Below are 23,527 nucleotides of genomic sequence, written 5' to 3'. Positions count from 1 at the left end.
ATGTGGCAGGGACGAGCCCCGCCGGGAACGGAGACTTCGATGCGGTTCATGGTGATTGTCAAGAGCGACGAGAAGACCGACGTGGCCGGCGCCCAGCCGAGCGCCGAGGAGCTGCAGGAGATGGGGAAGTTCAACGAGGAACTGGTGAAGGCCGGCGTCATGCTCGCGGGTGAAGGCCTGCTGCCCAGCTCCGAGGGTTTCCGCCTCCAGTACTCCGGCACCACCGAGGCGCGCGTCGTCGACGGGCCGTTCGCCGAGAGCAAGGAACTCATCGCGGGTTTCTGGATCCTGCAGGTCAAGGACCGGGCCGAGGTCATCGAATGGATGAAGCGCGCGCCGTTCCGCGAGGGCGAGATCGAGATCCGCCGGATCGCCGAGCTGGACGACTTCGACAACGCGACCCCGGAGATCGTCGAGCACGAGAAGAAGCTGCGGGAGCAGGCCGAGGCGAAGTAATGGTTGCGGTCGCCGCGCCGACGATGTTGATTGGTCGGCGTGACGGCAACGACAGACTCCCGTTCGGCGATCGACGCGGTGTGGCGGATCGAATCGGCCCGCCTCATCGCCGGCCTCGCGCGGATGACGCGCGACGTCGGCCTCGCGGAGGAGCTGGCGCAGGACGCGCTGGTCGCCGCGCTCGAACAGTGGCCTGAGTCGGGCGTCCCGAGGAATCCGGGCGCCTGGCTCATGACCACGGCCAAACGCCGGGCGGTCGACACCTTCCGGCGCAACGAGCGGTACGAGAAGAAGCTCGGCGAGATCGGCCGCGAGCAGGAGTACGAGGAGGAACCCGACTTCACCGCGGGCCTCGACGACCATATCGAGGACGATCTCCTGCGGCTGGTGTTCACCGCCTGCCACCCGGTGCTTTCGACCGAGGCGCGGGTGGCGCTGACGCTGAAGATGATCGGCGGGCTGCAGACGCACGAGATCGCGCGGGCGTTCCTGGCCAAGGAGACCGCCATCGCGCAGCGGATCGTGCGGGCGAAGAAGACGCTCGGCGACGCCAAGGTGCCGTTCGAGGTGCCCGAGGGGGCGGACAGGGTCGCGCGCCTTTCCTCGGTGCTCGAAGTCATCTACCTGATCTTCAACGAGGGCTATTCGGCGACGGCGGGCGAGGACTGGATGCGGCCCGCGCTGTGCGAGGAGGCGCTGCGGCTCGGGCGGATCCTCGCCGGGCTGATGCCGAAGGAACCCGAGGTGCACGGGCTCGTCGCGCTGATGGAGATCCAGGCTTCGCGATCCGCCGCCCGCGTCGGGCCGAACGGCGAACCCGTGTTGCTGATGGACCAGGACCGCACGAAATGGAACCGGATCCTGATCGGCCGCGGCCTCTCCGCGCTGGAGCTCTCCGAGTCGCTCACGGGCGGCGCTTTCGGCGTCTACGCGGCGCAGGCCGCCATCGCCGCCTGCCACGCGCGGGCGCGGACGGGCGAGGAGACCGACTGGGCGCGGATCGCCGTCCTGTACGAAGGGCTCGGGAAGCTGAACCCGTCGCCGGTGATCGAACTGAACCGCGCGGTGGCGTTGTCGATGGCCGTCGGGCCGGAGGCGGGGCTGGAGATCGTCGACAAGCTGACGTCGGAGCCCGCGCTCAAGGCGTACCACCTCCTGCCGAGCGTGCGCGGCGACTTCCTGTCGAAGCTCGGCCGCCTCGACGAGGCCCGCGCCGAGTTCGAGCGCGCGGCGGAGATGACCGGGAACGACCGGGAGCGCACCCTGCTCCTGAACCGCGCGGCCGAATGCACCCCTCGCGTTTAGTCCTCTGAATGCGGTGGTTCGACCGCATTCAGAGGACTAAACGCGTCAGGCGGGGGCGGGGCGAAGCGCGGTCAGCGCCCGGTGCTGCCCCAACCGGACCGCCTGGACGGAGCAGCCGAGCGCGAGCGCGGTGTCGTCGGCGGAAAGCCCGACGAGCGACCGCAGCACCATGATCTCGCGCTGCTGCCCCGGCAGCCCCGAAAGCGGGTTCGGCAGTTCGGCGGCGGTCCGGTGGAAGTCGTCGACCAGACCGTGCGTGACGTCGTAGGCGAACGCGAGCAGGGCGCGCGCACCGGCCGTCCCGGCGACGATCTCGCGGCAGCTGTCCTTGGCGACCGCGTCGGCGATGTCGTAGGTGCCCGAACGACGACCGATCCGCGCCCGGCAATAACGCACGACCAGGACGCGGACGGCGTCGACGAGTTTCGAAGTCGGCTCCATCCGCCCGTCGGCCTCCTCCGGCCGTCGCGAACCGTGTCCTTCCATCGGCTCCCTCTCCCACCTTTCAGATGAGCACGGCCGCGGGGGAGGGAGGTACGGTCTTTTTGCCCACACGAGCGGGTCAGGCCTCGATGAAGACGATCCGCTCGGGCTCGATCGTGAGGCTCACGGTCTGCCGTTTCACGCTCACCAAGGTCTCGAATTCCGTCGCGTGCCCGTCCGGGACGGTGAACAGGCGATCGTTGCGGGAATCGAGGAAGTCGGAGAAGCCGGTCAGCGAGACCCCGCCGCTTTCGTCGAGCGCGAGGTAGTCGACGAGCCGGCGGAACAGTTTCGGCAGTATCACCAGTTCGTCGGCGAGTTGCCGCCGCGACGCGAGCTTGAACCCGGAGTTCGTGACGTCCTGCGGCCACAGCCCGAGCCCGTTCTGGCGGGCTTTGACCGCGGCTTCGGCCAAGGCGTCACGGAGATCGGGATAAAGCAGTGAATAGAACGTCGGATAGACGAGACCGTCCGCGACCTGCCGGTAGTTCGCGGAGTTCTTCAGCGTTTTGACGTCGAGATGGACCTTGGAAAGGTCCGCCGACCGTCCCGGCCGCTGCCCGGGAAAGGCGAACGCCACGGCTCGTCCGTATTTGTCGGCGAATCGCGTCAGTATGTGACCGGCTACCTTGATCGGCGTCGACGATGTGACCCTTCCCCGTTCGTCGCGTTCGACGGTTTTGAAGCCGAGGCACTTCAGCAGGTTCGCCGCGGCGGCGTCGGCGAATTCCGCGGGCTGGTGCCACATCCCGCCGGTTCCCCTGGCCTGGTAATGCGTTTCGAGCGCGTCGATCGCGTCGAGCCGCAACTGCATCCCGCCCCGCGAATTGAGCCGGACCTTCAGGCCCGCCTTCTTGGTCGCCTGCGGGTCTTCGGGATAGAACCGCACCGAATCGCCGTCCGGTGAGGCTCCGACAAGCTGGAACGTACCTTTGATCAGCGTCATGGGCATGAGGACAACGGTAGTTCGCATTCCGGTGAACGGATCCGGTGTTCATCCATCCAGCCCAATGGCCGGTTAAGATCGGATGACCAATGTGGACATTCTCGAAAGGGTAATGACGGCCTGCGCCGAAAGTCGGCGAGTCGTCCGTCTGAACACGCGTGTCGTCCGTCCCGTCACGCGTGTCGTCCCGCCAGTCACGCGAAATCCCCGCCGGGCACGGGGCGGTGACTCTTGAGGCCTTCACTACGCCTCTGTGTCGTGCCCTTGGCCCTGGCCGGGGCGCGACACGGTCGCCGACCGGCATTCACGTTCACGACGGGATCATGAACCGCAGCACCGTCGCCTGGAGCAACGAGATCACCCCGACCACGGCGGTCAGCACCACCGACCACAGGAACGTCTGCCGCAGCAGCGCGCCTTCCTTCCCGGACTGGCCGATCGCGGTGGCGCCGATGGACAGGTTCTGCGGCGAGATCATCTTGCCCATCACGCCGCCGGAAGTGTTGGTGGCGCCGGCGAGGATCGGGTCGACGTGCAGTTGCTGAGCCGAAATCACCTGCATCGGCCCGAAGAGACTGTTCGTCGACGCGTCCGAGCCGGTGAGGAAGACGCCCAGCCAGCCGATGTAGGCGGAGAACAACGGGAACAGCACCCCGGTGGTCGCGAGCGCGAGGCCGAGGGTCTGCGTCGCGCCCGAGTAGTTCATGACGAACGCGATCGCGAGGATCATGAAGATCGTCGCCAGCGCCCACCGCATCTGGTGCAGTGTCCGGCGGTAGGTCGCCAGCAGCAGCCGCGGTCTCGCGCCCATCGCGAACCCCGCCACGATCGCCGCGATCAGGGCCACCGTTCCCGGCGAATAAAGGAAGTCGACGGTCAGCGTCGCCGCGTATGGCGTGTCCTTGGGCGTGATCGGCGCGTGCTGGACGACCTCCTTGTGCAGCCCCGGCCACGCGAACACCCAGTCGGCCTTGTGCAGCAGCTTCGTTAGGTCCAGCCATTCGGGCAGGTTCTTGAAGATCGTGCCGATCCGGGAAAGGAAGATCGCCGCGATCAGGACGATGTACGGCGCCCACGCGTACAGCGCGCCGCGTCCGGCCTTCGCCGCGCCGAGACTGGCCTTCACCGGTTCTTCGCCGTCGAAACGCCAAATCGCCGACGGCTGCCAGAACCGCGTCAGTATCCACAGCGACGCCATCGCGGCGAGCGCGGCGACGACGTCGACGAGGCTCGGGCTGATGAAGTTCGAGGTGACGAACTGCATGACCGCGAACGACAACCCGGCCGTCAGCACGGCGGGCCAGACCTCGATCATCCGCTTCCAGCCCGCGAGGACCACGATCAGGAAACCGGGGACGATCAACGCCAGCAACGGGAGCTGACGCCCGACCATCGACGAGAACAGTTCCGTCGCCTGCTCCTGTTTCAGATCGAGGATCGGCGCGGTCAGCCTGCCCAGCACGATCAGCGGATTGCCGAGACCGCCGAACGCGACCGGCGCGGTGTTCGCCAGCAACGCCAGGACGACCGCCTTCACCGGCGGGAAACCGAGCGCGGCCATCATCGCCGCGGTGATCGCGATCGGCGAGCCGCCGCCCGCGATCCCTTCCAGCAGCGCGCCGAAACCGAACGCGATCAGCAGCGCCTGGAGACGGCGGTCCTCACTGAACCCGGCGAGGACCGCCTTGATGTCGTCGAACCGTCCGGTCGCGACGGTGACGTTGTGGAAGTACACGGCGTGGAACGCGATCCAGGCGACCGACCACACCCCGAAGACCAGCCCCATGGCGGCGGAATCGAGGGCGAGCCCGGCGGGCATGCGATACAGCAGCACCGCGACCAGCAGCGCGGTGATCAGCGCGAGCCCGGCCGAGAGGTGCGCCGAGCGGCGCAGGACTCCCAGCGTCACCAGCAGCACGATGATCGGCAGCGCCGCCAGCGCGGCGGAAAGCCACAGCCCGCCCGCCGGCTGGTAGTCCTGGAGCCAGCCCACCTCAGGCCCTTTGCGCCCGGACGTAACCCAGGCGGAGCGACAGCGCGGCGGCGGTCCCGGCCACCGTCGCGCCGAGTTCGTCGGTGCGACGGAGGACGCGGCCGGCGGGACCCGCGACGCTGATCGCGGCGATCGGCCGTCCGGTGTGGTCGCGGACGGCGGCGGCCACACAACCGACGTCCGGTTCGTTCTCGACGTCGTCCACGGCCCAGCCGCGACGGCTCGTCCTGGCGAGATCGTCGAGCAGCCGGACGGGATCGTTGATCGTCTTGAGCGTGAGACTGTCGAGTTTCATCCGGCGGATGCGTTCGACGCGGTCCTGTTCGGGCAACGCCGCCAGCCACGCCTTGCCCAGTGACGTCGCGTGCTGCGGACGGCGGGTGCCGAGGCGGCAGGCCAGCGTGACGGCGTTGGCGCTGCGTTCGGTGGCGACATAGACCATCGTGTCGTTGTCCGGGACGGCGAGATACGTGGTCTCGCCGCTCCGCTCGGCGAGGGACGCGAGGTAGCGCGGCGCGCAGCGGTGCAGATCGGTCGCCGCCATCGCGCGGGCGCCGAGTTCGACCAGCCGGGTACCGAGCCGCACCCGGCCGGTGGCGCGATCGGCTTCGAGGTATTCGAGATTCTTGAGGGTGCCGACGATGCGGTAGGCGGCGCTCCGGGAGAGACCCAGTTGCCTGGCGATCGCGTTGGTGGAAATCTCCTGGTTCTGGCCGACGTGCTCGAGAACCGCGAGACCGCGCTCGAGTGTGCCACTGGAATCCAGCCCGCGTGGTGTGCCCACTTCGCCCTCCGTAGGACCGGGGTGCCACTGACCGGCACCTGTTTCCGCTAAGCGGATTCGGACGTTAACAGTTCACCGGACCCTTGGGAAGGTTTCTTAACAAACTGGCGACCGGACAAGTTTTCCCAGCTCGCGGGCTTCCCGTCAAGATCACCGGTTTGGACCAATCCGTTCGGCGGGTCCGATTCGGCGTATGACTTCAGAGGTCATTCTTCTGTTCACGGATATGAAAGAACCCTCGCCGGAAAATCGCGGCGAGGGTTCGGGGCGGAGTCCGTTTCTAACGCACCGAGAGGTTTCCGATCGCTCGGACGACCGCCGTGCAGCGATCTTCGACGTAGTCCAAACCGCCTTCTTCGGCGATCCGGCGGGACTCGGCGGAGACGATGCCCTGCTGCAGCCAAAGCGCCTTCGCGCCGATCGCGACGGCCTGTTCGGCGATCGGCGGGGTGTCGGCGGACGGGCGGAAGACGTCGACCAGGTCGACGGGCTCCGGGATGTCGGTGAGCGAGCGGTAGACCTTCTCACCCAGCAGTTCGTCGGCCGACGGGTGGACGGGGATGATCCGGAACCCGTGTGCCTGCAGTACGGCGGCGACCCCGTGCGAGGACTTGGCCGGATCGCGGCTCAGGCCCACGACGGCGATCGTCTTCGATCCGGCGAGGATCTCGGTGGCGCGATCGGTCATATCCCGTACAACGGCCACCGGCGCAAAGGAATTCCTAGAGCTTCCAGAGCCGCAGCCCGCGCACCCGGTACACCGGCCAGACGACGTGCCACATGCGGCGCCGCAGGAAGACCGCGGAACAGGTGAGGACACTGCGCGCGGACGTCGTCGCGACGTCGTGGCGGTCCGGCCAGATCTCGCCGTGCCGTCCGGCGGCGATCCGGAAGACGTTGACCAGGCCGCGGCCCTGCATGTCGAATTTCGCGCCGGTGTCGCCCGAATCCGGGGTCAGTGACGCGATCTCCGGGCCGAACGCGGCCGCGGGCGCCGGCCCCGCGTCGGCGGGGAGATCACCGACGGTCGCCGAGACGGCCTTGCCGTAGAGGCGCCGGGTGTAGCGCTGGAGCAGCAGCCGCTCCCACAACGGCAGGACCCGGCGGTGCTTGAGCAGTGCCGAACACTCCGCGTGCCCGATGGCGAAGATGTCGGTCAGCTCGTCGTAGGCGTTGTGCGCGGCGGGCTCGTTGAGGTGCACCCGCACCTCGTAGCGGATACGCGCGGTGAGCTCGTCGAGCTCCTCGCGGCGGTCGATCCTGGTCTTCGCCCGGGAGAGCGTCCAATCGGACATGGGAGCAGGCTAGGTGATGATCGGGGTCGTGCGAGACCCTTTCGGCCTAATCCGTGATGATGCGTTAAGAGCCTTGGAAGCAGTGGCTCTCGTTGACAACGGGGCGGACACGAAGCCCGGTATGCGTGTCTTTGAAGGGCGACTGCCCGCGCAGGCGGTCCGTGCTTGGCGTTTCGGTGTGGAGTATTTCGATGTGCCGACGACCGGAGCCCCGGCAAGTGTACGCGACATCGACGAGATTAAAGCGACGACTACTGCGCTTGATCGCCTCGATCGCCAGTTTGGCGGAGACTACTGCCGCGGGCTAGCTGTGAAGTATCTGACGAGCCGTGTATTGCCGACCCTTCGGAGGCCTGTATCTGATTCGGTGCGTCGTGAGCTATTCCAGGCCTCGGCAGTATTAGCCGAGGTTATCGGATACATGGCCTATGATTCTCAGCTTCATCGTCTCGCGCAGCACTATTTTGTCCACTCTCTCCGGCTTGCCAAAGAAGCGGGTAACCCTGCCTACGGATCGTTCGTTTTCGCCACCATGAGCCATCAGGCGTTGTACCTTGATCGACCTGACCAGGCGTTGGCGCTTGCTCGGGCTGCACAGGAGACTGCTTCGTCCGGCACCGTCGCGGCAGTGAAGACCGAAGCAGCCATGCTCGAAGCAACTGCATCCGCAGCCCTTGGCGATCACAGGGGTAGCACTGAGGCCTTACGCCGAGGTGAGAGGTCGTACGACCATCACGGTTCGGCAGATGAGACGCCCTACTGGATGGCACACTGGGATGACGCGGTGTTCGCGAGCTTCGCCAGCTCGGCATGGCTCGATCTAGGAGATGTTCGCGCGGCGGAACCGTACCTGCAGCTCCTGGTGGACAGGGCCCAGGGGCAGGTGCGTCGCGAGGTTTTCGCGGCTGGGCAACGCGCCAAGGCTGCCCTGCTCGAACAGGATGTGGAGCGATGTGTTCACTATGGCACGATGGCGGCCAAAGCCGCTGCGGCCGCCAACTCGAAGCGCTCGCATCACATCGTCCGCGACCTGCTCAGCCAGCTTGAAGGGCACCGGCAGCTGCGGCCTGTACGCGAGTTGACAGAGACGGTGGCCACGCTCCTACCAAGTGAGGCACCTTGACGCAAGAGCAGCCCAACCACTGCGGTGATCGCACAGTCTTCCAGCACGACTTGAAGGACGAGGGCGATCCAGAGCCCGAGTTCAACGTGGGAATCGCCGAGCGGCTGCCGCGAAAGAACGTTGCAGCAGGTGTGCTCATCCGTGACGATTCGGGTCGGATCCTCTTCATATCCCCGACCTACAAGCCGTTTCTGGACATACCGGGAGGCTTGACCGAGGACGAGGAATCGCCGCTAGCCGCTTGCTACCGCGAGGTTCGGGAGGAACTTGGGGTCGACTTGCAGATTGGCCGGCTGTTACTCATTGACTGGATGCCAACTCACGGCGTGTGGCGTGACAGTGTCCAGTTCATCTTTGACGGTGGCGTACTCGGCGTCGAGCAGATCGAGGCGATTCGACCGGCGGCCAACGAGGTCAGTCGCCTTGAGTTCCTCCACGTTGACGCTGCCAAACAACACCTTCGCCCATCAATGGCTCGGCGAGTTAGCCTGGCGCATCGAGCACTTCTGGACGGTTCGACGTATTACGCCGAGTTCGGTCGAACCCCGTAGGGTCGCAGCAGAAATAGAAGTAGAACAGATAGTGGTCGCTAAACTTTCTTAGTCCCAAACGATTTTGTGGTCGTGTAACCACGCTGGTGGATCCATGGCGCCGCTTTGAGCTGCCTGGGCAATTCTGCGATCGCGGCTTCGCTGTTCGATCCACCGCGGTGTGCCGCGTCGGTGCGTCGTGCGGCTGCGGCGGCTAGCCCCAGCTCGAATGACTCTTTCACGTCGCACGGCCTCGAAGGCTTCGAGTGCCGTCGCTGCCTCTTCGTTGCTGCGAAGTTGTTGAGCTAGAACAACTGCGTCTTCGAGGGCTAACGCGGCGCCTTGCTCTGTAGCTGGTGGGACGGCGTGGGCTGCGTCGCCGATGAGGATGAGCTGGTCTCTGCGCCATGTCGGCATGGTGTCGAGGGTGCGCGTGTTGGAGGGCAGGATGGCGGTCGCGGCTCGGATGATGTCCACGGCTGGCGTACGGTCGCGCCGAAAGAGCTTCACGAGGCGTTTGCGCCAGGTTTCGGTGTCGCGCGGTTCCTCCGTAGATAGTGGCTCTGGCGAGGCGATATTGGCATACCAGTAGATGTCGCCGCCAGCGGTTGTATAGCCAAACGTCGCCTTCCGCCCCCAGTAGATGTGAAAGGCGTCCGGCGACGGAGGAGCGGCGGTGCTCGCGGGGGCGTAGCCGTAGACGAGGTGGGTTCCGGCGTAGCGAGGTTTTGGTGCGGCGGGAAAGGTCAGCCGGCGGGTTGTGGAGTTGAGTCCGTCTGCGCCGATGAGCACGGTTCCTTCGGCTGTGGATCCGTCGTCGAAAGTTGCTAGGACGCTGTCGGAGCGGCTCGTCGCGGCTATCAGGCGCTTGTTCATGGTGACGGCCGCTCCGCGGTCGGCGGCCGCGGAGCGCAAGACGCGGGCGAGGCGGGCGCGGGGCATCGTGCGGGGGATGTCGTTGGGTTCGTTGCCGGTGAAGGAGACCGTGCCGAGGTGTCGGCCGGTGCCTGAGCTGAGTTCCGTGTTGGCGACGGGGTAGGAGATCTCGGTGACGATGTCGTGTGCGTCGATGGCGCGCAGGGCGTTGAGACCGTTGCGTGGAAGGCGTAGCGCGGCTCCGCTGTAGTCGCCTCCGTCGTGCCGAGCTTCATAGAGTTCGGCTGTGATGCCGGCTTTGCGCAGAGCTAGGGCAGCTGCGGATCCAGCGATGCCGCCGCCGACGATGATCGCGTGATGGGTCACGCGGCCCTCCCTGAAGTAGCTGAACGTGTGGCAGCAAAGGCACGTGAGAGCGCTACGAGTTCGTCGACCTCGTCGTGCGCCGAGTTGGTCTCCGGGATTGCGAGAGGGACGGCCCGCTGATGCTCGCCGTCGACAGGGGAGCCCTGGAGGGCTTCGGCGATGAGGTCTGACAGCGGCGTGTTGGCTGGATGGTCTTCGCGGAGTTTCGCTACGCGTGGGCTGATTCGGACGAGTCCGTCTCGGCATTCGATCATCCGCCGGTAGTAGCGCCGGTGCACGTCCCATACGCGGAGGGAGTCCCACGGCGTGGTGGAGGCGCGGAGAAATTCGTCTTCAGGGAACGCGTGGTGTAGCGCTGTCCACAACGGCCCAAGTGCTTGGTAGGCCTGACGTTGCCGCCACCAGATACGTATGGCGGTCAGTCGCATGCGGGCCGCCGGATAGAGAAGGCCGACCACGATCGCGACGATGCCGGTGAACGACAGCGTCCCGTTCACGCCGATGATGTTCATGAACAGGGTTCCAGTGAACCAGTACTCCACGTCGATCGCTGCGAATATTCCGCTGGTTACGGCTGTCAGTGCGAAGCCGACAGCCGCGACGCGGAGTCCCAGGGCCAGTCGCCGCTCGGCCTGGCGCGCGTAGCGCAGTGCTGAGATTGCACAGGCGGCCAGCGCGCAGCCCATGAATGCGTTCGCGGCGAAGTAGATGACCGACATGTACGGGATGGACATCGGCGCCGGCGCCAGGATGGCGGCACCGATCATGACGACTTCGGCGGCGAGGAGGACCAGCACGTTGCGACGGGTGCGGCGTTTGGCCACCTGTCGAGGCAGCGTCGCCGCATCGAAGAAGAACAGCAGGGAGAGAACGGCGGCCGACGTGGGAGCGTGCCATGCGACGGCGGACCACACCGGGCCCCCGCGCACGAGCGACGCGTCGCCGACGACGTCACGCAGGATGCGCCCAATGAGCGCGAAGGCGAGGAAGCCGACGATGCCTTGTAGGGGGAGGTTCCAGGGTTGCCTGCTGAGCTGATAGCCCTTCCAGATGAGGCCGCCGAGGAGGCAGCAGATCAGTGCGGCGCTGATGAGCCAGCTCATAGCCAGCCGATCCGGGCGCCGAGAGCGGTGTCCATGCCGCGCGCTGCGCCGTCAGAGGGCCGCGGGGCCGCGATGTTCAGGATGGACGCCCACTCGAGGATGATCGTCGCGACAGCTTCGGCCTCCCGTTCGTGGTCGGTGTCGTAGGCAGTTCTCCGAAGCGCCCGTTTCACCGCGTCATCGCCGATATCCGGGTACTGCTCGCTCAGGGATCGTGTGTCTGGCGTCGTGAGCCCGTCGGGAAGGACGTCGCTGTCGAGAGCACCCTGGTGGCCGCCGAGGATGTGGCCGAGTTCGTGCAGGACGATGTGGTCCTGGTGCAGTTTGGACGTTTCCTTCTGGAAGAGGATGTAGTCCGCTTCTCGTGTGGAGATCCACATGCCGAAAGGGCCGGGGACAGGGATGGGGTAGGCGATTAGGCGGATCGGTTTGCCGCGGATCTCGCCCATCTGACGGCATAGCTCGGTGACGTCCAGGGGCGGGCGAATATCGAGCTTGCTCAGCATCTCACGGCATTGTCGGCGTATGCGCCGTTCTGACACCCGCACCCTCCCCTCGCAGCAGCGACTTCAGGCAGCATCGCAGAAATCGCTATGGCCAGTCCGTTCTAGACGCCTGGAAGCCCTCCATCGGGTGGCGTGGGCCTCTCGGCTCGCTCTTGCTGGTAGACGAGTTCGAGCATGTCCTTCACCAGCTTCAGTCGTTCGGGTGACAGCTGGCCGGCGCGCATCGCCAGCAGCTGAATCTCCTCGTCACCGGACAAGCTGGCCATCCTGGCGCGCTCCGCCTTCAGCGCTTCCAGCTGTTGGTCGACTTGCCGTACCAGCTCGTTGTCGTCATCGAAGAAGTACGCGACCGGGACCTCGAAGAAGGCAGCTAGCCCTTCCAGGTAGCTCTTCGTCGGATTGGTCTTCGTGCCGTTACGGAGTCCCCAGATGTAGCTCTGAGATGCCGTCCTGGCGTATCCGCCAGCGACAATGAATTCGGCGACCTGCTCGTTGCTGTACTCCTTGCCGTCCGGTCGCTTCTTCGTCGCGAAGAGGTCGTTCAGCTTCGCGGCGAGCGTTCGCGTCGCTTGCCCTGCCACCCCAGGCCTCCATGACAGCCGCCGTGTCTTCACTGATGAGACACCCAATCGGGTGATCACTTTCTCGTCAGTTGAAAAGAACTTTCTCCTGAGAATAGTCTCGAGTCCACGATGTCTCAACTGAGGAGAAAGTTCGCCACCCAGGTGGGCTAGCGGGCTTGGAGCCTCAAGGTCGGAGGAAGTTGATGGTGACCGCAATGGCGCCAGTGCAGGAGGCAGGTCCGGGCTCGCCCCGGCGCAGCGGGGCAAGAGCGGCTCGCGTCTAGCGCGGCCGATTGCTCTGCGGATGGGGAGACGCAGATGCGACAAATCAACAGCTTTGCCGAGGCGGTGCACCGGCTGCGCCGTGAGCGGGGAATGAGCCTGGGTGATGTGGCCGCGAAAGCCCGCTACAGCCCGAGCTACTTATCCAAGCTGCTCCACGGCCAACGGCGCCTTCTGCCGGAGGTCGTGCGCCAGATCGACACGGTCCTCGACGCGAAGGGGCAACTCGAACGCCTCGCCGAACAACAACGCTCCGAAGGCTCGGCGGGCGGGGACAAGCCGATGCAGTTGCCCGCCGACGTCCCAGGGTTCGTCGGGCGGACAGACGTCCTGCGGACGATGGACGACGCACTCGCGAGCCGGGCGGAGGGGGGCGCCCATACGATCGTGATCGAAGGAGGCTTCTGGGTCGGGAAAACGGCCCTGGCCGTGCACTGGGTTACTCGAAATCTGGATCGGTTTCCCGGCGGCTGCCTCTTCGCTGATATGCGCGGGCTCGGCCCCGGTACGCCCAGTACGCCGGAGGAGGTACTCGATGGCTTCTTGCAGGCATTGGGTGCCGGTCAAGCAGACCTGAGCGGCGCACTTGAGGTCCGGGCCGCACGGTTCCGATCGATCCTCGCCGAACGCCCAGCCGTGGTGGTCCTCGACAACATCGCTGACTACAGCCAGGTGCGGCATCTGCTGCCCGGCGGCGGCAGCGTCGTCGTTGCTACCAGCCGCGAGCACCAAGCCAGCCTGCTGCTGCGGACCGGCGGCGTGTCGATCGACTTGCCCGCCCTGCCGGTCGCCGACGCACTGACCTTGCTTGCCAGCCGCGCCGGCCGTCATCGGCTAGCCGCGGACCCCGTTGCCGCGGAAGCGGTCGTACGGCGCTGCGGCCGGCTTCCCATGGCGGTCCTGATCGTCGCGGAACACCTCCAGCAGCGTCCCGACAGCACGCTGGGCAAGATCGCCGCCCAGCTGGCGACCGACCGCCACCGGCTGGACCTCTTCACCTCGCCGGACCCTACGGTCAACATCCATGGCGTGATCGACCTGTCCTACCTCGCTCTGCCGCCGGCCGCGGCACGGCTGTTCCGTCTGTTGGGGATCTGTCCCGCGTGCATCGTCAGCGCGGACTCCGCTGCCGTGCTCGCCGGCATCGAACCCGACCTTGCGGAGTCACTTCTCACCGTGCTTCGGGAGGCTCACCTGGTAACGCCCATGCCGGATGGCCGCTACTGCATCGACTACCTCCTCCGGGCGTACGCACATCAGCGTGCGCTGGTCGAGGAGCACCTCCGGGACGTCGAGAAGGCCCAAGACCGGGTTCTCCGGTGGTACACGGCGCGGGCGCTTTCCGCCAACAACTCGCTTATCCCGAACTGGCGTGACTCGACGATCGATAGCCTGCTCGCGAACTTCGACCAAGGCAGCCCTGGCTTCGATGAGGCGATGTCCTGGTGTCAGACCGAGGTCGCGACCGCCCTGCAAATCGCGAAGAACACCCGCAGCCACCTCGCAAAGGACCTCCTGTGGGTCCTACCGACGGCATTCCTCCCGTACTTCGCCATCACTCGAAGCTGGACCGACTGGCTCATTGCCGCCAACGACGGGCTCGACGCCGCGATCGCGGCGAAAAGCACTGCGGGCACTGCTCGTAGCCTGCAAGTCCTCGGCTGGGCCGAGCGGGACCTCGGCCGGACGTCTGAAGCCATCTCGCATCTCACGCAAGCCCTCGAGCTATTCGTCGAACTCGGCGACGAGCTGCCCGCGGCATGGACCGCACACGGCTTGGCGCTCGCTCTCGCCGATAGCCAACGGCACGGTGAAGCGATCGCCCACTTCCTGGTGGCGGACGACCGGTTCCAGGCACTTCACCACGGCATCGGCGTCGTCATGAACCGGGCAGCACTCGCCCTTGCCTTCCATGAGGCCGGTGATCGCGAGCGAGCCGTCGACACTGCGCGCGAGGCGCTGAGTCTCGCTCAAAGGCGTGACTCTGATGACATCCACAGCTTCGTGCACCACAGCCTTGGCCTCCTGCTGCAGCGCAGAGGCGAACATAGGGCGGCTCTTACGCACTTCGATGCCGCGGTCTCCCTTCGCCAGCGTCCGTGGCAACGATGGAACCTCGCTGACACACTGATCGCCCGAGCGGATTCCCTGCTAGCCCTGGGATTTCGTCCGCAGGCCACAGCCGCCTACGAAAAAGCCGCCGACATGCTGGAAAGCCTCCGCGATTCCCGGGCACACGAAATTCGCGCGCGCGCCGCGTTGGGCGGAAAACCTGAGTGGGCAGCGAAGAACGAGCCAGCTGGTACAGTTCCACTCTTTCCTTCGTGGGCACGATAACGCATTTGTAGCCACGGTTGAATGCGATGGTTCGAGCCTGTCGTGCGGCTAAGCAGGCATGCGCTCTCTGGTTCATGAATTTGGTATTCAGTGTGAGCCCAGCCAGATCTAGCCTGGCTGGTCTCACACTGGTTTCGGCGCCTGGTGGCACGTTGTCTTCCTGGGCTCTAGAGGTCTTCGTGGTTAATGAAAACCATTGCCATCTTGACAGGGTCATGACAAGATCAACACAGAATCGGCACAACGTTGTGCTCGCCTGAAGGGTTCCCGCACAACTTGCGGCGGTGGATAGTGAATAGCAGAACAATGCAACCCGCCACGAGATCGATTTCATCGGTCTCGTGGATTATCAGTGGCTCGTCGTTCGACTATTCGGTTCCATTACTCTTAAGGGTTGAGGATATGATTGGAATTTCGCGGACTCGTGCGGTTCGATACGGTTTGGCTGGAGCGGTCGCAGCGCTCGCGGTCGCAGGGTCGGGTGTGACGGCAAACGCTGCCATGGCAAGGGAAGCAGCGGCTGGCAGTCCTGTCACCGTCAGCGAGGGATGTGGCTTTCTCGGCTGGGGAAAGTATCGGCACTGCGATGGCGGTACCGGGTCCACTGTGATGCTGGACGTCGAGGATATCTTTGGTGGTCTCTTCCGCTACTGCGTCGGGCCCGGCACGACCGATCTCCAGCCGGTCATCAGATGGCGGGTGACTGGTGCCTGGTGGAACGGGGGCTTCGGCTGTATTCCGGGCTATTACGGCCCAGCGTGATCGAGACTCGCCAGAGTTGCCACCGCTGGCCCGAGACTTGCTGATCGGCGGTTGCCCTGGTGCTCCGGGGAGGTCAGCGCCCCGGACGCGGCGTGGCGGGAATCCAAGCTCTCCGCCCCAGTTTGGCCCGTCACGCCGCACCCCAACTAGTTGCTTGCAACAAGCGCTCCGTCGGTGTCATCGGGGGATCGACGGAAGCCGCCGGGGTGGCGCGCCCCTCCCCTCAAGCGCCACCCCGGCAACCCCGCAAGCGCACAAAGCCAGCAGGTACGACAGTCCCGCTACGACGTTGTCAGGGAAGCAGGGAAGAACGATGACGAGCCGGGCACCCGTGGAGTCACATCGCACGGCGACAGGCGTTCTAACCGTTCGCCAGCACCATAACCAGCGTGCCGGCCAGAAGGCACGGGCCGAACGGCACCACCACGGTGCCGTCGTCATCACGGCGTCGGACGCCGGGCGCAGCGACCATGACCAGCGCGAGCAACGAGGCCGTCAGCAGTGCCCCGGCGACCTGGGCCCAGCCGATCCAACCGGTCACCAGTCCGACCACGGCGGCGGCGCTGACGTCGCCGGCACCGATACCCCCGCTGGTGGCCATGGCGAGAATAAGGAACAGTCCTCCCGCTGCGGCGAGTGCGGCAAGCGCTCGTACACCCGGCGCGGGGTCGCGACGGACCAAACACAGGACAGCGAAACCCGCCATGGCGCCGGCAAGCAGAGGCCACATCAAGGCCCGGGGAAGCCGGTGTTCGCACCAGTCTATTACCGCCAGGGGAACCGCCAGGACGGTCACGAACCCGTAGACGGCGAGTTCGCCGCGTGCTCCCACTCGCCAGCCCAGCAAGCCGAGGGTGGCGGCCGTGAGCACCGCGCCGAACCACCACGCTGCGGCCAGCCTCCGCTCCTGTCGCAGGAACCGGCGTGTGAGCCCGCTCGCCGCCGCACCGAGCACCAGGCCGGCGGCGGCACCGCAACTCCACCACCAGCTGCTCGCCGTCAGCTGCACAAGTCCTCCACCCCTCGTCTGATCACCTTGTACGCCATCCTGCCCGCCCGATCTTCCGGTCGACCGGCTCTCAAACCAACGGGTGAACTTCACGCGAGTGCTGCTGTCCGGAGCGCCATCACCACGAAAGTCGGTCTTGAGGCGAACCTGCTGCAGTGGAGCATCACGGAGGTGCGGTCCGCCCGCTCTGATCTGCGATCGTCGATGAAAAGGGGGACCGTAATGACCCACTACCGCAGCACCCGCCTCGCCCTGACCGGCCTTGCCGCCGCGGCCGGACTTGGCTTGAGCGCCTGCAGCTCGGACGACAGCGCAACCCAGCCTTCCGTAACGCCAGCCCCGCCAATCGCTCCCAGCACCACAGCCGTCTCGCCCGCCGACATCGCCAAGCAGAAGGCCACTGACGCCTATCTGGGCATGTGGAGCGACATGGCCGAAGCCGCGACGACCTCGGACTGGCAAACACCAAAACTGGCTCAGAACGCGACAGGCGAGGCGCTGCAGACCATTTCCCGAAGTTTGTACGCCGATCACTACAATGGCCTGGTCACCAAAGGGCAGCCCGTCAATCACCCGAAGTCGGCTTCGGTAGAGCCACTGGACAACCCGACTTCGGTCACGCTCACCGATTGCGGCGACTCGACGAACTGGCTCAAGTACCGGGCTGACAATGGCCAGCCAGCCAACGACGGGCCAAGCGGACGCCGACAGATCGAGGCCTTGGTGAAGAAAGCCGTCGATGGCTCTTGGAAAGTGACGACCTTCGCGGTACACGAGGTCGGATCATGCACCGGGTAAGCAGGACCGCACTTACAGCGGGCGCGGCGATCGTGCTTTCTCTCGCTGCGGCAAGCCCGGCTTTGGCCGATGGTTGGGGCAACGTCAAGTGCGGTGAAGCCGGAAACCCGTCCTGCGATCTCGGCGCTGGTCGCGGCGGCCACTCCGCTCCTATCCCGGGCCCCGTGCCCGGCCCGAAACCTGGTGGCCCGAAGTCGCAGGCAGGCGAACAGGGCAAAGCCGCTCCGCCGCCCGGCGACCGGGTTGTCGGCGGCGACGACAACCAAGCCGATTGCTCGTACGTGCGCAGCAACTACCAGCCACCGGCGAACGGTGTGCAGACGATCCGCTTCCACCCACGCCGCTCGGATTCCGGTGGGGTGCAGTTCGTGTCGCTGGCCCGTCCGCGGCCCGAAAGTGTGGTGCTGGCACAAGGTCCAGGGCCGGGCGGCGCGTGGTACGTCTATCAGTGTTCCGGTCAGGGGCAGCGGGACGCGCTCTACCGGGCGCCGGTGTGGATCCCCGATGGTCAGGCACCAGGTGCCGCGCCGCTGCCCTCGCCAGAAGAGTTGGCCGAGCAGGCGCGGTCGCAGCTGCGGTTGCCGAGTCCGGTGATCGCGTCGAGCCCGGCCGGAACCCAGCTGGTGCAGCTGCCGACGTGGCTGTGGCTGGACCGGGCGATGTGGCGGCCGCAGTCGGCGACGGCTTCGGTTCCCGGGGTGTCGGTCACCGCGACAGCGACCCCGACCGGGGTGTCCTGGGCCATGGGCGATGGCAGCACCGTGTCCTGCGCTGGACCGGGCACACCGTTCCCCGCCCACGGGGATCCGCGGGCGGCGTCGCCCGATTGCGGTCACACCTACCAGCGTTCGTCGGCCGGTGCGCCGGGCGAGCGGTTTCCGGCCGTGGCGACGGTGTCGTGGCGGATCACGTGGTCGGGCGCCGGGGCGTCGGGCACGTTCCCGGACATGACCACCAGCGCGACAGCGTCCTTCCGGGTCGCCGAGGCTCAAGCCTTGGGCACCGGATAACCCGGACGACGTCCCCAAACTGAATCAGCAGTTCTCTTTCCTTTTCCTGACCGTGTATTCGCGGCGGCATTTGCTAGCCGGGTGAATACGTGGTGCGGGTGAGCTATGCCTGGAGGGGTTTATCGTGACCAGTACCGACAGTCCCGCGCGCGGCGACAACGCGACCGGCGAAGCACGGCCTGTGTCGTGGCTGGATTCCTCGGGTTCACCGGCAAGGTCGGCCGCGCGTCGCGGTCGGCAGCGCCGGTTGCCGCATCTGGTGGCCGGGGTGCTGCTGGTGGTGCTGTGTGTCGGTGGCGCGGTGTGGTGGATGACCAGCACCCAGGACCGGGTTCCGGTGCTGGCGCTGGCGAAGCCGGTACCGCTCGGGCATGTGCTGACGCCCGCGGACCTACGCAGCATCGACGTGTTCGCCGCGCCGGGCGTGGCACTGATACCGGCGGATCGGGCGGCGAGCGTGCTGGGGCGGCCGATGGCGACCAGCCTCGGCGCGGGAACGCTGCTGACGCCGGACGCGGTGGGCGCTGCCGCGATCCCAGCGGTGGGCCGGGCGGTGGTCGCGGTCGTCGTGAAGCCGGGGCAGGCCCCGCCCGAGCTGGCCGCCGGAGCCCCGGTGACCGTCGTCGTGACCGCCGCCACCGCGGCAGGAACCTCGGCCACCGGACAAGCACCAGGAACGTCCTGGCGTGCCACGGTCGTCGGGGTCACCCCAGCAGGAACGGATCAGACCACCGTGGTGTCGCTGGAAATCGACACCACCGCGGCTTCACAGCTGGCTCAGGTCCCGGCCGGCCAGCTGGCGTTGGTGATGCAACCGGCGGGCGGTGAGCGGTGATGCTGATCGCCTTGTGTTCGGTGAAAGGCTCGCCGGGCGTGACGACCCTGGCTGTCGCGCTGGCCATGACCTGGCCGCATGCCGAGAGCATGCGCCGTCTGGTCGCCGAGGTCGACCCGTCCGGAGGCGATCTGGCGATGCGGTTCGGCCTGCCGGCCGCCCCAGGGCTGGTGAGCCTCGCCGCCGCGGCACGCCGCACCCGTGATCCCGCGGTGGTGTGGGACCACACCCAAGCGTTGCCCGGCGGCGCCCGCGCGCTGGTGGCCCCGCCGGGTGGCACGCACGCGCGCGCCGCACTGTCGACCCTGGCCACGGCCCCGGACGGGCCGCTGCTGCCCGTCGTGGCCCGCGACGAGGGTGTGGTGGTGTTCGCGGATTGCGGGCGGGTGGATCCCGGATCACCGGCCGAGGCGATCGCGCGCTGCGCCGATGCTCTGGTGTTGGTGATTGGTTCTCAGGGCGACGACCTCGCCCACGCCGCGGCGCGGCTGGGGGAACTGGCGCGCTGGACGCCACGCCCCGGCTTGTTGCTGACCGGTGATGGTTATCCGACCGTGGATGTCGAGCGTGAGCTGGGGGTACCCGCGATCGGGCGTCTCCCGCACGACCCGGCCGCTGCCGCCACGCTGACCGGTCATCGGCCGCCATCCGCTCGCCGCCGCGGTGACAACGGTGGCCTTGCCCGCCACGCTGCCGCTCTCGCCCGCACCCTGGCCGAACCCGCCACTCCCATCGCCTCACCACCGGCGACCATGCCGCCCGGTGTCCCGGGTGTACCTGCCCAGCAGGTGCGCCGGCCCGGTGGCGTGCTCATCAGCCCGCCCGGCCTCGGGCCACACCCGGCGTCCGCGCCGCCGCCGCAGGTGAGGGATCCGCGACACAACGGCCATCAGCCCAGCTCTGCCGGGAAGGAGCAACGCGCATGACAGAGGCCGACCACCCCGCCATGTCCGCCGCCGCGACCGGCCCGAGGGATGCCGAGCAGCGGTTACGCGCCCGGCTCCGGCAGGCGTTGACCACGGACCTGCCCGGCCGGGTCGAGACCGTGTCCCGGACGAGCGGCGGTGCGTTGAGCGTGGCGCGGCGTCGCGAGATCGGCCGCGAGGTCCTCGACACCGCGGTCGCCGCACACAGTGAGACCGAACTCCTGGCCGGGCGTGCCCTGGTGGATTCGGCTACGGAGCAGCGGGTCGTCGACCAGGTCTTGGACGAGGTGTTCGGCTTGGGCGGGCTGCAGCCGCTGCTGGCGGATCGCTCGGTGGAGACGATCGCGGTCAACCGCTTCGACCGGGTGTTCGTGCAGTACAACGACGGTCGCCGTGCCCAGGTGGCGCCGGTGGCGGCGTCGGACGTGGAGTTCACCGACCTGATCCGCACTCTCGCGGCTCGGGCGTCGTCGGAGGAGCGCCGGTTCGATCGTGGCAGTCCGGCGCTGAACCTCCAGCTTCCCGGCGGCGAGCGGCTCTTCGCGGTCCTCGGTTTGACGGCGGGTGGGGTGACGGCGTGCACGATCCGCCGGCACGGCTACCTCACCGCCACCCTCCCGCAGTTACGTCGCCGCGGCACCCTCGACATCGGGCTGGAACGGTTCTTGCGCGCGATGGTGCGGGCGCGGAAGAACGTGCTGATCACCGGCGGAACCGGCGCAGGGAAGACCACGCTCCTGCGGGGCCTGGCGGCGGAGATGGACCCGCTGGAGCGGATCGTCACGGTCGAGGACGCCTTCGAACTCGGTCTCGACCGGGATCCCGAGCTGCACGCCGACGTCACCGCCCTGCAGGCCCGCGAACCCAACGTCGAGGGCGAGGGCGCCATCGATCAGGCGGAGCTGGTCCGCTGGGGCCTGCGCATGTCCCCGGACCGGGTCATCGTCGGCGAGATCCGCGGGTCTGAGGTCATCCCGATGTGCAACGCCATGTCACAGGGCAATGACGGCTCCATGGCCACCCTCCATGCCAGTAGTTCGAAGATCGCGTTCACCCGCCTCGCCTCCTATGCCGCCCAGGGACCGGAGCGGCTCCCGTTGGAGGCCACTGCGCTGCTCGTCGCGTCAGCGGTGCATTTCGTGGTCCACCTCGACCGCGCCACCGACCGGACGACACGGGTGATCGCCTCGATCCGGGAGGTGATCGACGCCGAGGACGGGGCGGTGATCTCCAACGAGGTCTACCGCCGCGGCCCGGACCGCCGCGCCGTCCCGGTGGCCGGCGCTCTGCGTGCCGACACCCTCGACGACCTCGCCGCAGCCGGATTCGACCCCGACCTGCTGGCCCGTCCGGAGGGGTGGTGGACACCATGAACATCCACACCACCATGCTCGCCGCCGCTCTCGGCTTGGGGGCGGGCGTCGGTCTGCTGCTGATCGTGGCCGCCTGGCGCCGGCCCGCGGCAGTGCCGTCGTCCTCGCGTCCTCACACGTTGCTGCGCGCCGCACGCGACCGGGCCGGAGGCCGACGGGTGCTGCTGCGCCTGGCCGTGGCGGTCGGCGCGGGCGCGCTGACCGGGGCCGCGACCGGGTGGGTGGGCGGCGCGGTGCTGGCCGCCGCTGCGGCGTGGTTCCTGCCCCGCCTGGTCGGCCCGGACCGCGCCCACGCCCGCCGGGTCGCGCGGATCGAGGCGATCGCGTCGTGGACGGAGATGCTGCGCGACGTCCTGTCCGCCGCGGCAGGGCTCGAGCAAGCCATCCTCGCCACCGCCCCGCTTGCGCCCGCGGCCATCCGGGGCGAGGTCACCACCCTCACCGCGAGGCTGGAAAGCGGGCAGCGCCTGGCGCCGGCCCTGCGAGCACTCGCGCGCGAGCTGGACGACCCGACCGCAGACCTCGTCCTGGCCGCCCTCGTCCTCGCGGCCGAGCACCAGGCCCGCCAGCTCGGCGACCTGCTCGGCTCCCTGGCCACCACCGCCCGCGAGCAGGCCGCGATGCGGATGCGCGTGGAGACCGGCCGCGCCAGGACCCGGACCTCGGTGCGGGTCATCGTCGCCACCACCCTCGCCTTCGCCGCCGGGGTCGTGCTGTTCAACCGGGCCTACCTCGACGTCTACAACGCCGCCACCGGCCAGATCGTCCTGCTGCTCATCGGGTCCCTGTTCGCCGCCGGGTTCGCCTGGCTCGCCCGGATCGCGACCGGCGGACGGCAACCACGGGTCCTCGCCCTGGACACCCCAGAGGCGACCCGTCCGCGAGACGGCGAGGGCGTGACCGTCGGGGGAGGTGAGCGTTCATGATCCCGGCACTCGTCTTCGGCTCCGGTGCTGGCGCCGGGCTCTGGCTGCTCCTGGCCTGGGCCGTGCCGCCTCGCCCGGCGCTGAGCGACCAGCTCGCCAAGGTCAGTGCCAGGCGGCTGGCTACGCCGATCGTCCTCACCGGCGAGGCCGCGTGGGTGCGCGCCTGGGGCCGCGTTTTCGTGCCCGGCCTGCGGATTCTCGGGCTGCCCGGTACGAAGATCGAGGCCGATCTGCGGGTCGCCGGCCGCGGCGTCGACACCCACCTGGCATCCAAAGCCGTGCTCGCCATGTCCGGGCTGCTGGCGCCGTGGCTCTTGCAAGCCGTGCTGGCACTGGGCGGACTGTCGCTTGGTGTCGAGGTGCCACTGCTGGCCGGGCTCGTGCTCGCCGCGCTCGGCTTCCTGTCCCCGGACCTCGAGGTCCGCGCCAAAGCCACCCAGTCGCGGCGCGAGTTCCGCGACGTACTCTCGGCCTTCCTCGACCTCGTCTGGATCACCCTCGCCGGGGGAGCTGGGGTCGAGGCCGCTCTCGGCGACGCCGCGGCCGTCGGGACAGGGCCGGCGTTCGACAAGATCCGCCGCGCACTGCACGCCGCCCAGCTGACCCGCACCACCCCCTGGGCCACGCTGCGCCGGCTCGGCGAGGAACTCGACATCACCGAACTCGCCGAACTCGCCGCGTCGATCTCCCTGGCCGGGACCGAAGGTGCTCGCGTCCGCGCATCCCTGGCGGCGAAAGCCCAAGCACTGCGGACTCACCAAGTCACCGACGCCGAAACCGATGCCCAGGCTGCAACCGAGCGCATGGCACTGCCGGTGACGTTGCTGTTCCTCGGATTCTTGGGATTCATCGCCTATCCCGCTGTCATTCAGGTCCTCAACGGGCTTTAGACCGCGTGGAGTTGCGGCGAGAAGCCTTGCACGGAAACGAAAGAAGGAGC

Annotated in this window: 24 protein-coding genes; 13 read left to right on the top strand and 11 right to left on the bottom strand. The window is 67.4% G+C overall.

Going from position 1 to position 23,527, the window contains the following annotated elements; translation table 11 throughout:
- Window positions 1-39 precede the first annotated feature (39 nt).
- Complete coding sequence (locus tag AJAP_RS38210; RefSeq protein WP_038520666.1) at window positions 40-456, top strand: YciI family protein; 417 nt, start codon at window positions 40-42, stop codon at window positions 454-456.
- 30 nt (window positions 457-486) lie between these two features.
- A complete protein-coding gene (locus AJAP_RS38205; RefSeq protein ID WP_038520663.1) occupies window positions 487-1,761 on the top strand; it encodes an RNA polymerase sigma factor in 1,275 nt (424 codons plus the stop codon).
- A gap of 45 nt (window positions 1,762-1,806) precedes the next feature.
- Here AJAP_RS38205 and AJAP_RS38200 read toward each other — a convergent pair whose 3' ends face one another.
- From AJAP_RS38200 to AJAP_RS38175, 6 genes are all read right to left on the bottom strand, one after another.
- Window positions 1,807-2,247, bottom strand: coding sequence for a sigma factor-like helix-turn-helix DNA-binding protein (locus AJAP_RS38200; protein WP_228694790.1), 441 nt, complete (start codon window positions 2,245-2,247; stop codon window positions 1,807-1,809).
- Between the two features lie 76 nt (window positions 2,248-2,323).
- Entirely contained in the window at window positions 2,324-3,196 is an 873-nt protein-coding gene (locus AJAP_RS38195) for a hypothetical protein (protein ID WP_038520660.1), read from the bottom strand.
- A gap of 304 nt (window positions 3,197-3,500) precedes the next feature.
- Window positions 3,501-5,183 (bottom strand): L-lactate permease, encoded by a 1,683-nt coding sequence (locus tag AJAP_RS38190; protein ID WP_038520658.1) that lies wholly within the window; start codon window positions 5,181-5,183, stop codon window positions 3,501-3,503.
- Window position 5,184: 1 nt separating this feature from the next.
- Window positions 5,185-5,967 carry an IclR family transcriptional regulator gene (locus AJAP_RS38185; protein ID WP_037335451.1) on the bottom strand — a complete coding sequence of 261 codons (783 nt, stop codon included), beginning with the start codon at window positions 5,965-5,967 and terminating at the stop codon, window positions 5,185-5,187.
- Between the two features lie 280 nt (window positions 5,968-6,247).
- Window positions 6,248-6,655 carry a CoA-binding protein gene (locus AJAP_RS38180; RefSeq protein WP_037335452.1) on the bottom strand — a complete coding sequence of 136 codons (408 nt, stop codon included), beginning with the start codon at window positions 6,653-6,655 and terminating at the stop codon, window positions 6,248-6,250.
- 34 nt (window positions 6,656-6,689) lie between these two features.
- Window positions 6,690-7,262 (bottom strand): hypothetical protein, encoded by a 573-nt coding sequence (locus tag AJAP_RS38175; RefSeq protein WP_038520656.1) that lies wholly within the window; start codon window positions 7,260-7,262, stop codon window positions 6,690-6,692.
- 13 nt (window positions 7,263-7,275) lie between these two features.
- On the opposite strand from AJAP_RS38175, the gene AJAP_RS43915 reads away from it, so the two are divergent.
- Together AJAP_RS43915 and AJAP_RS38165 are read left to right on the top strand one after the other, a co-directional pair.
- Entirely contained in the window at window positions 7,276-8,385 is a 1,110-nt protein-coding gene (locus AJAP_RS43915; protein ID WP_148311633.1) for a hypothetical protein, read from the top strand.
- Window positions 8,382-8,936, top strand: a complete 555-nt coding sequence (locus AJAP_RS38165) for an NUDIX domain-containing protein (RefSeq protein ID WP_051972734.1) — start codon at window positions 8,382-8,384, stop codon at window positions 8,934-8,936. The genes AJAP_RS43915 and AJAP_RS38165 overlap by 4 nt, the downstream gene beginning before the upstream one ends.
- A 48-nt stretch (window positions 8,937-8,984) precedes the next feature.
- Here the strand turns inward: AJAP_RS38165 and AJAP_RS43380 are convergent, their stop codons facing one another.
- The 4 genes from AJAP_RS43380 to AJAP_RS38145 form a co-directional block, all read right to left on the bottom strand.
- Window positions 8,985-10,157, bottom strand: coding sequence for an FAD-dependent monooxygenase (locus AJAP_RS43380; RefSeq protein WP_158509820.1), 1,173 nt, complete (start codon window positions 10,155-10,157; stop codon window positions 8,985-8,987).
- Window positions 10,154-11,260 (bottom strand): MAB_1171c family putative transporter, encoded by a 1,107-nt coding sequence (locus AJAP_RS44210; RefSeq protein WP_051972733.1) that lies wholly within the window; start codon window positions 11,258-11,260, stop codon window positions 10,154-10,156. The genes AJAP_RS43380 and AJAP_RS44210 overlap by 4 nt, the downstream gene beginning before the upstream one ends.
- Window positions 11,257-11,802, bottom strand: a complete 546-nt coding sequence (locus AJAP_RS38150; RefSeq protein ID WP_038520651.1) for a hypothetical protein — start codon at window positions 11,800-11,802, stop codon at window positions 11,257-11,259. Before AJAP_RS38150 ends, AJAP_RS44210 begins: the two co-directional genes overlap by 4 nt.
- Before the next feature lie 65 nt (window positions 11,803-11,867).
- Window positions 11,868-12,347 (bottom strand): hypothetical protein, encoded by a 480-nt coding sequence (locus AJAP_RS38145; RefSeq protein WP_038520648.1) that lies wholly within the window; start codon window positions 12,345-12,347, stop codon window positions 11,868-11,870.
- Between the two features lie 300 nt (window positions 12,348-12,647).
- Here AJAP_RS38145 and AJAP_RS38140 point away from each other — a divergent pair, with 300 nt between their 5' ends.
- The gene (locus AJAP_RS38140) at window positions 12,648-14,948 is read left to right on the top strand and encodes a helix-turn-helix domain-containing protein (protein ID WP_038520646.1); all 2,301 of its coding nucleotides are present in this window, start codon (window positions 12,648-12,650) and stop codon (window positions 14,946-14,948) included.
- Window positions 14,949-15,254: 306 nt separating this feature from the next.
- Window positions 15,255-15,710: a DUF6355 family natural product biosynthesis protein gene (locus AJAP_RS45270; protein ID WP_321167107.1), complete on the top strand. Its 456-nt coding sequence runs from the start codon at window positions 15,255-15,257 to the stop codon at window positions 15,708-15,710.
- Between the two features lie 361 nt (window positions 15,711-16,071).
- Here the strand turns inward: AJAP_RS45270 and AJAP_RS38135 are convergent, their stop codons facing one another.
- Window positions 16,072-16,719 carry a prepilin peptidase gene (locus AJAP_RS38135; RefSeq protein WP_038520644.1) on the bottom strand — a complete coding sequence of 216 codons (648 nt, stop codon included), beginning with the start codon at window positions 16,717-16,719 and terminating at the stop codon, window positions 16,072-16,074.
- Between the two features lie 222 nt (window positions 16,720-16,941).
- Between AJAP_RS38135 and AJAP_RS38130 the strand changes: the two genes are divergently transcribed.
- From AJAP_RS38130 to AJAP_RS38100, 7 genes are all read left to right on the top strand, one after another.
- A complete protein-coding gene (locus AJAP_RS38130; RefSeq protein ID WP_051972732.1) occupies window positions 16,942-17,517 on the top strand; it encodes a hypothetical protein in 576 nt (191 codons plus the stop codon).
- 164 nt (window positions 17,518-17,681) lie between these two features.
- A complete protein-coding gene (locus AJAP_RS38125; protein ID WP_228694788.1) occupies window positions 17,682-18,527 on the top strand; it encodes a hypothetical protein in 846 nt (281 codons plus the stop codon).
- A 124-nt stretch (window positions 18,528-18,651) separates the two neighbouring features.
- Entirely contained in the window at window positions 18,652-19,362 is a 711-nt protein-coding gene (locus AJAP_RS38120; protein WP_228694786.1) for an SAF domain-containing protein, read from the top strand.
- Window positions 19,363-19,427: 65 nt separating this feature from the next.
- On the top strand, window positions 19,428-20,288 hold the full coding sequence (locus AJAP_RS44205) for a carbon monoxide dehydrogenase maturation protein (RefSeq protein ID WP_228694782.1): 861 nt from the start codon (window positions 19,428-19,430) through the stop codon (window positions 20,286-20,288).
- Window positions 20,285-21,661 (top strand): CpaF family protein, encoded by a 1,377-nt coding sequence (locus tag AJAP_RS38110; protein WP_038520637.1) that lies wholly within the window; start codon window positions 20,285-20,287, stop codon window positions 21,659-21,661. The genes AJAP_RS44205 and AJAP_RS38110 overlap by 4 nt, the downstream gene beginning before the upstream one ends.
- Window positions 21,658-22,587, top strand: coding sequence for a type II secretion system F family protein (locus AJAP_RS38105; protein ID WP_051972885.1), 930 nt, complete (start codon window positions 21,658-21,660; stop codon window positions 22,585-22,587). Before AJAP_RS38110 ends, AJAP_RS38105 begins: the two co-directional genes overlap by 4 nt.
- Complete coding sequence (locus tag AJAP_RS38100) at window positions 22,584-23,477, top strand: type II secretion system F family protein (protein ID WP_038520634.1); 894 nt, start codon at window positions 22,584-22,586, stop codon at window positions 23,475-23,477. Before AJAP_RS38105 ends, AJAP_RS38100 begins: the two co-directional genes overlap by 4 nt.
- The last annotated feature ends 50 nt before the right edge of the window (window positions 23,478-23,527 follow it).

The organism is Amycolatopsis japonica (assembly GCF_000732925.1).
Classification (GTDB): domain Bacteria; phylum Actinomycetota; class Actinomycetes; order Mycobacteriales; family Pseudonocardiaceae; genus Amycolatopsis; species Amycolatopsis japonica.
This window is presented reverse-complemented; position numbering and strand designations above follow the sequence as displayed.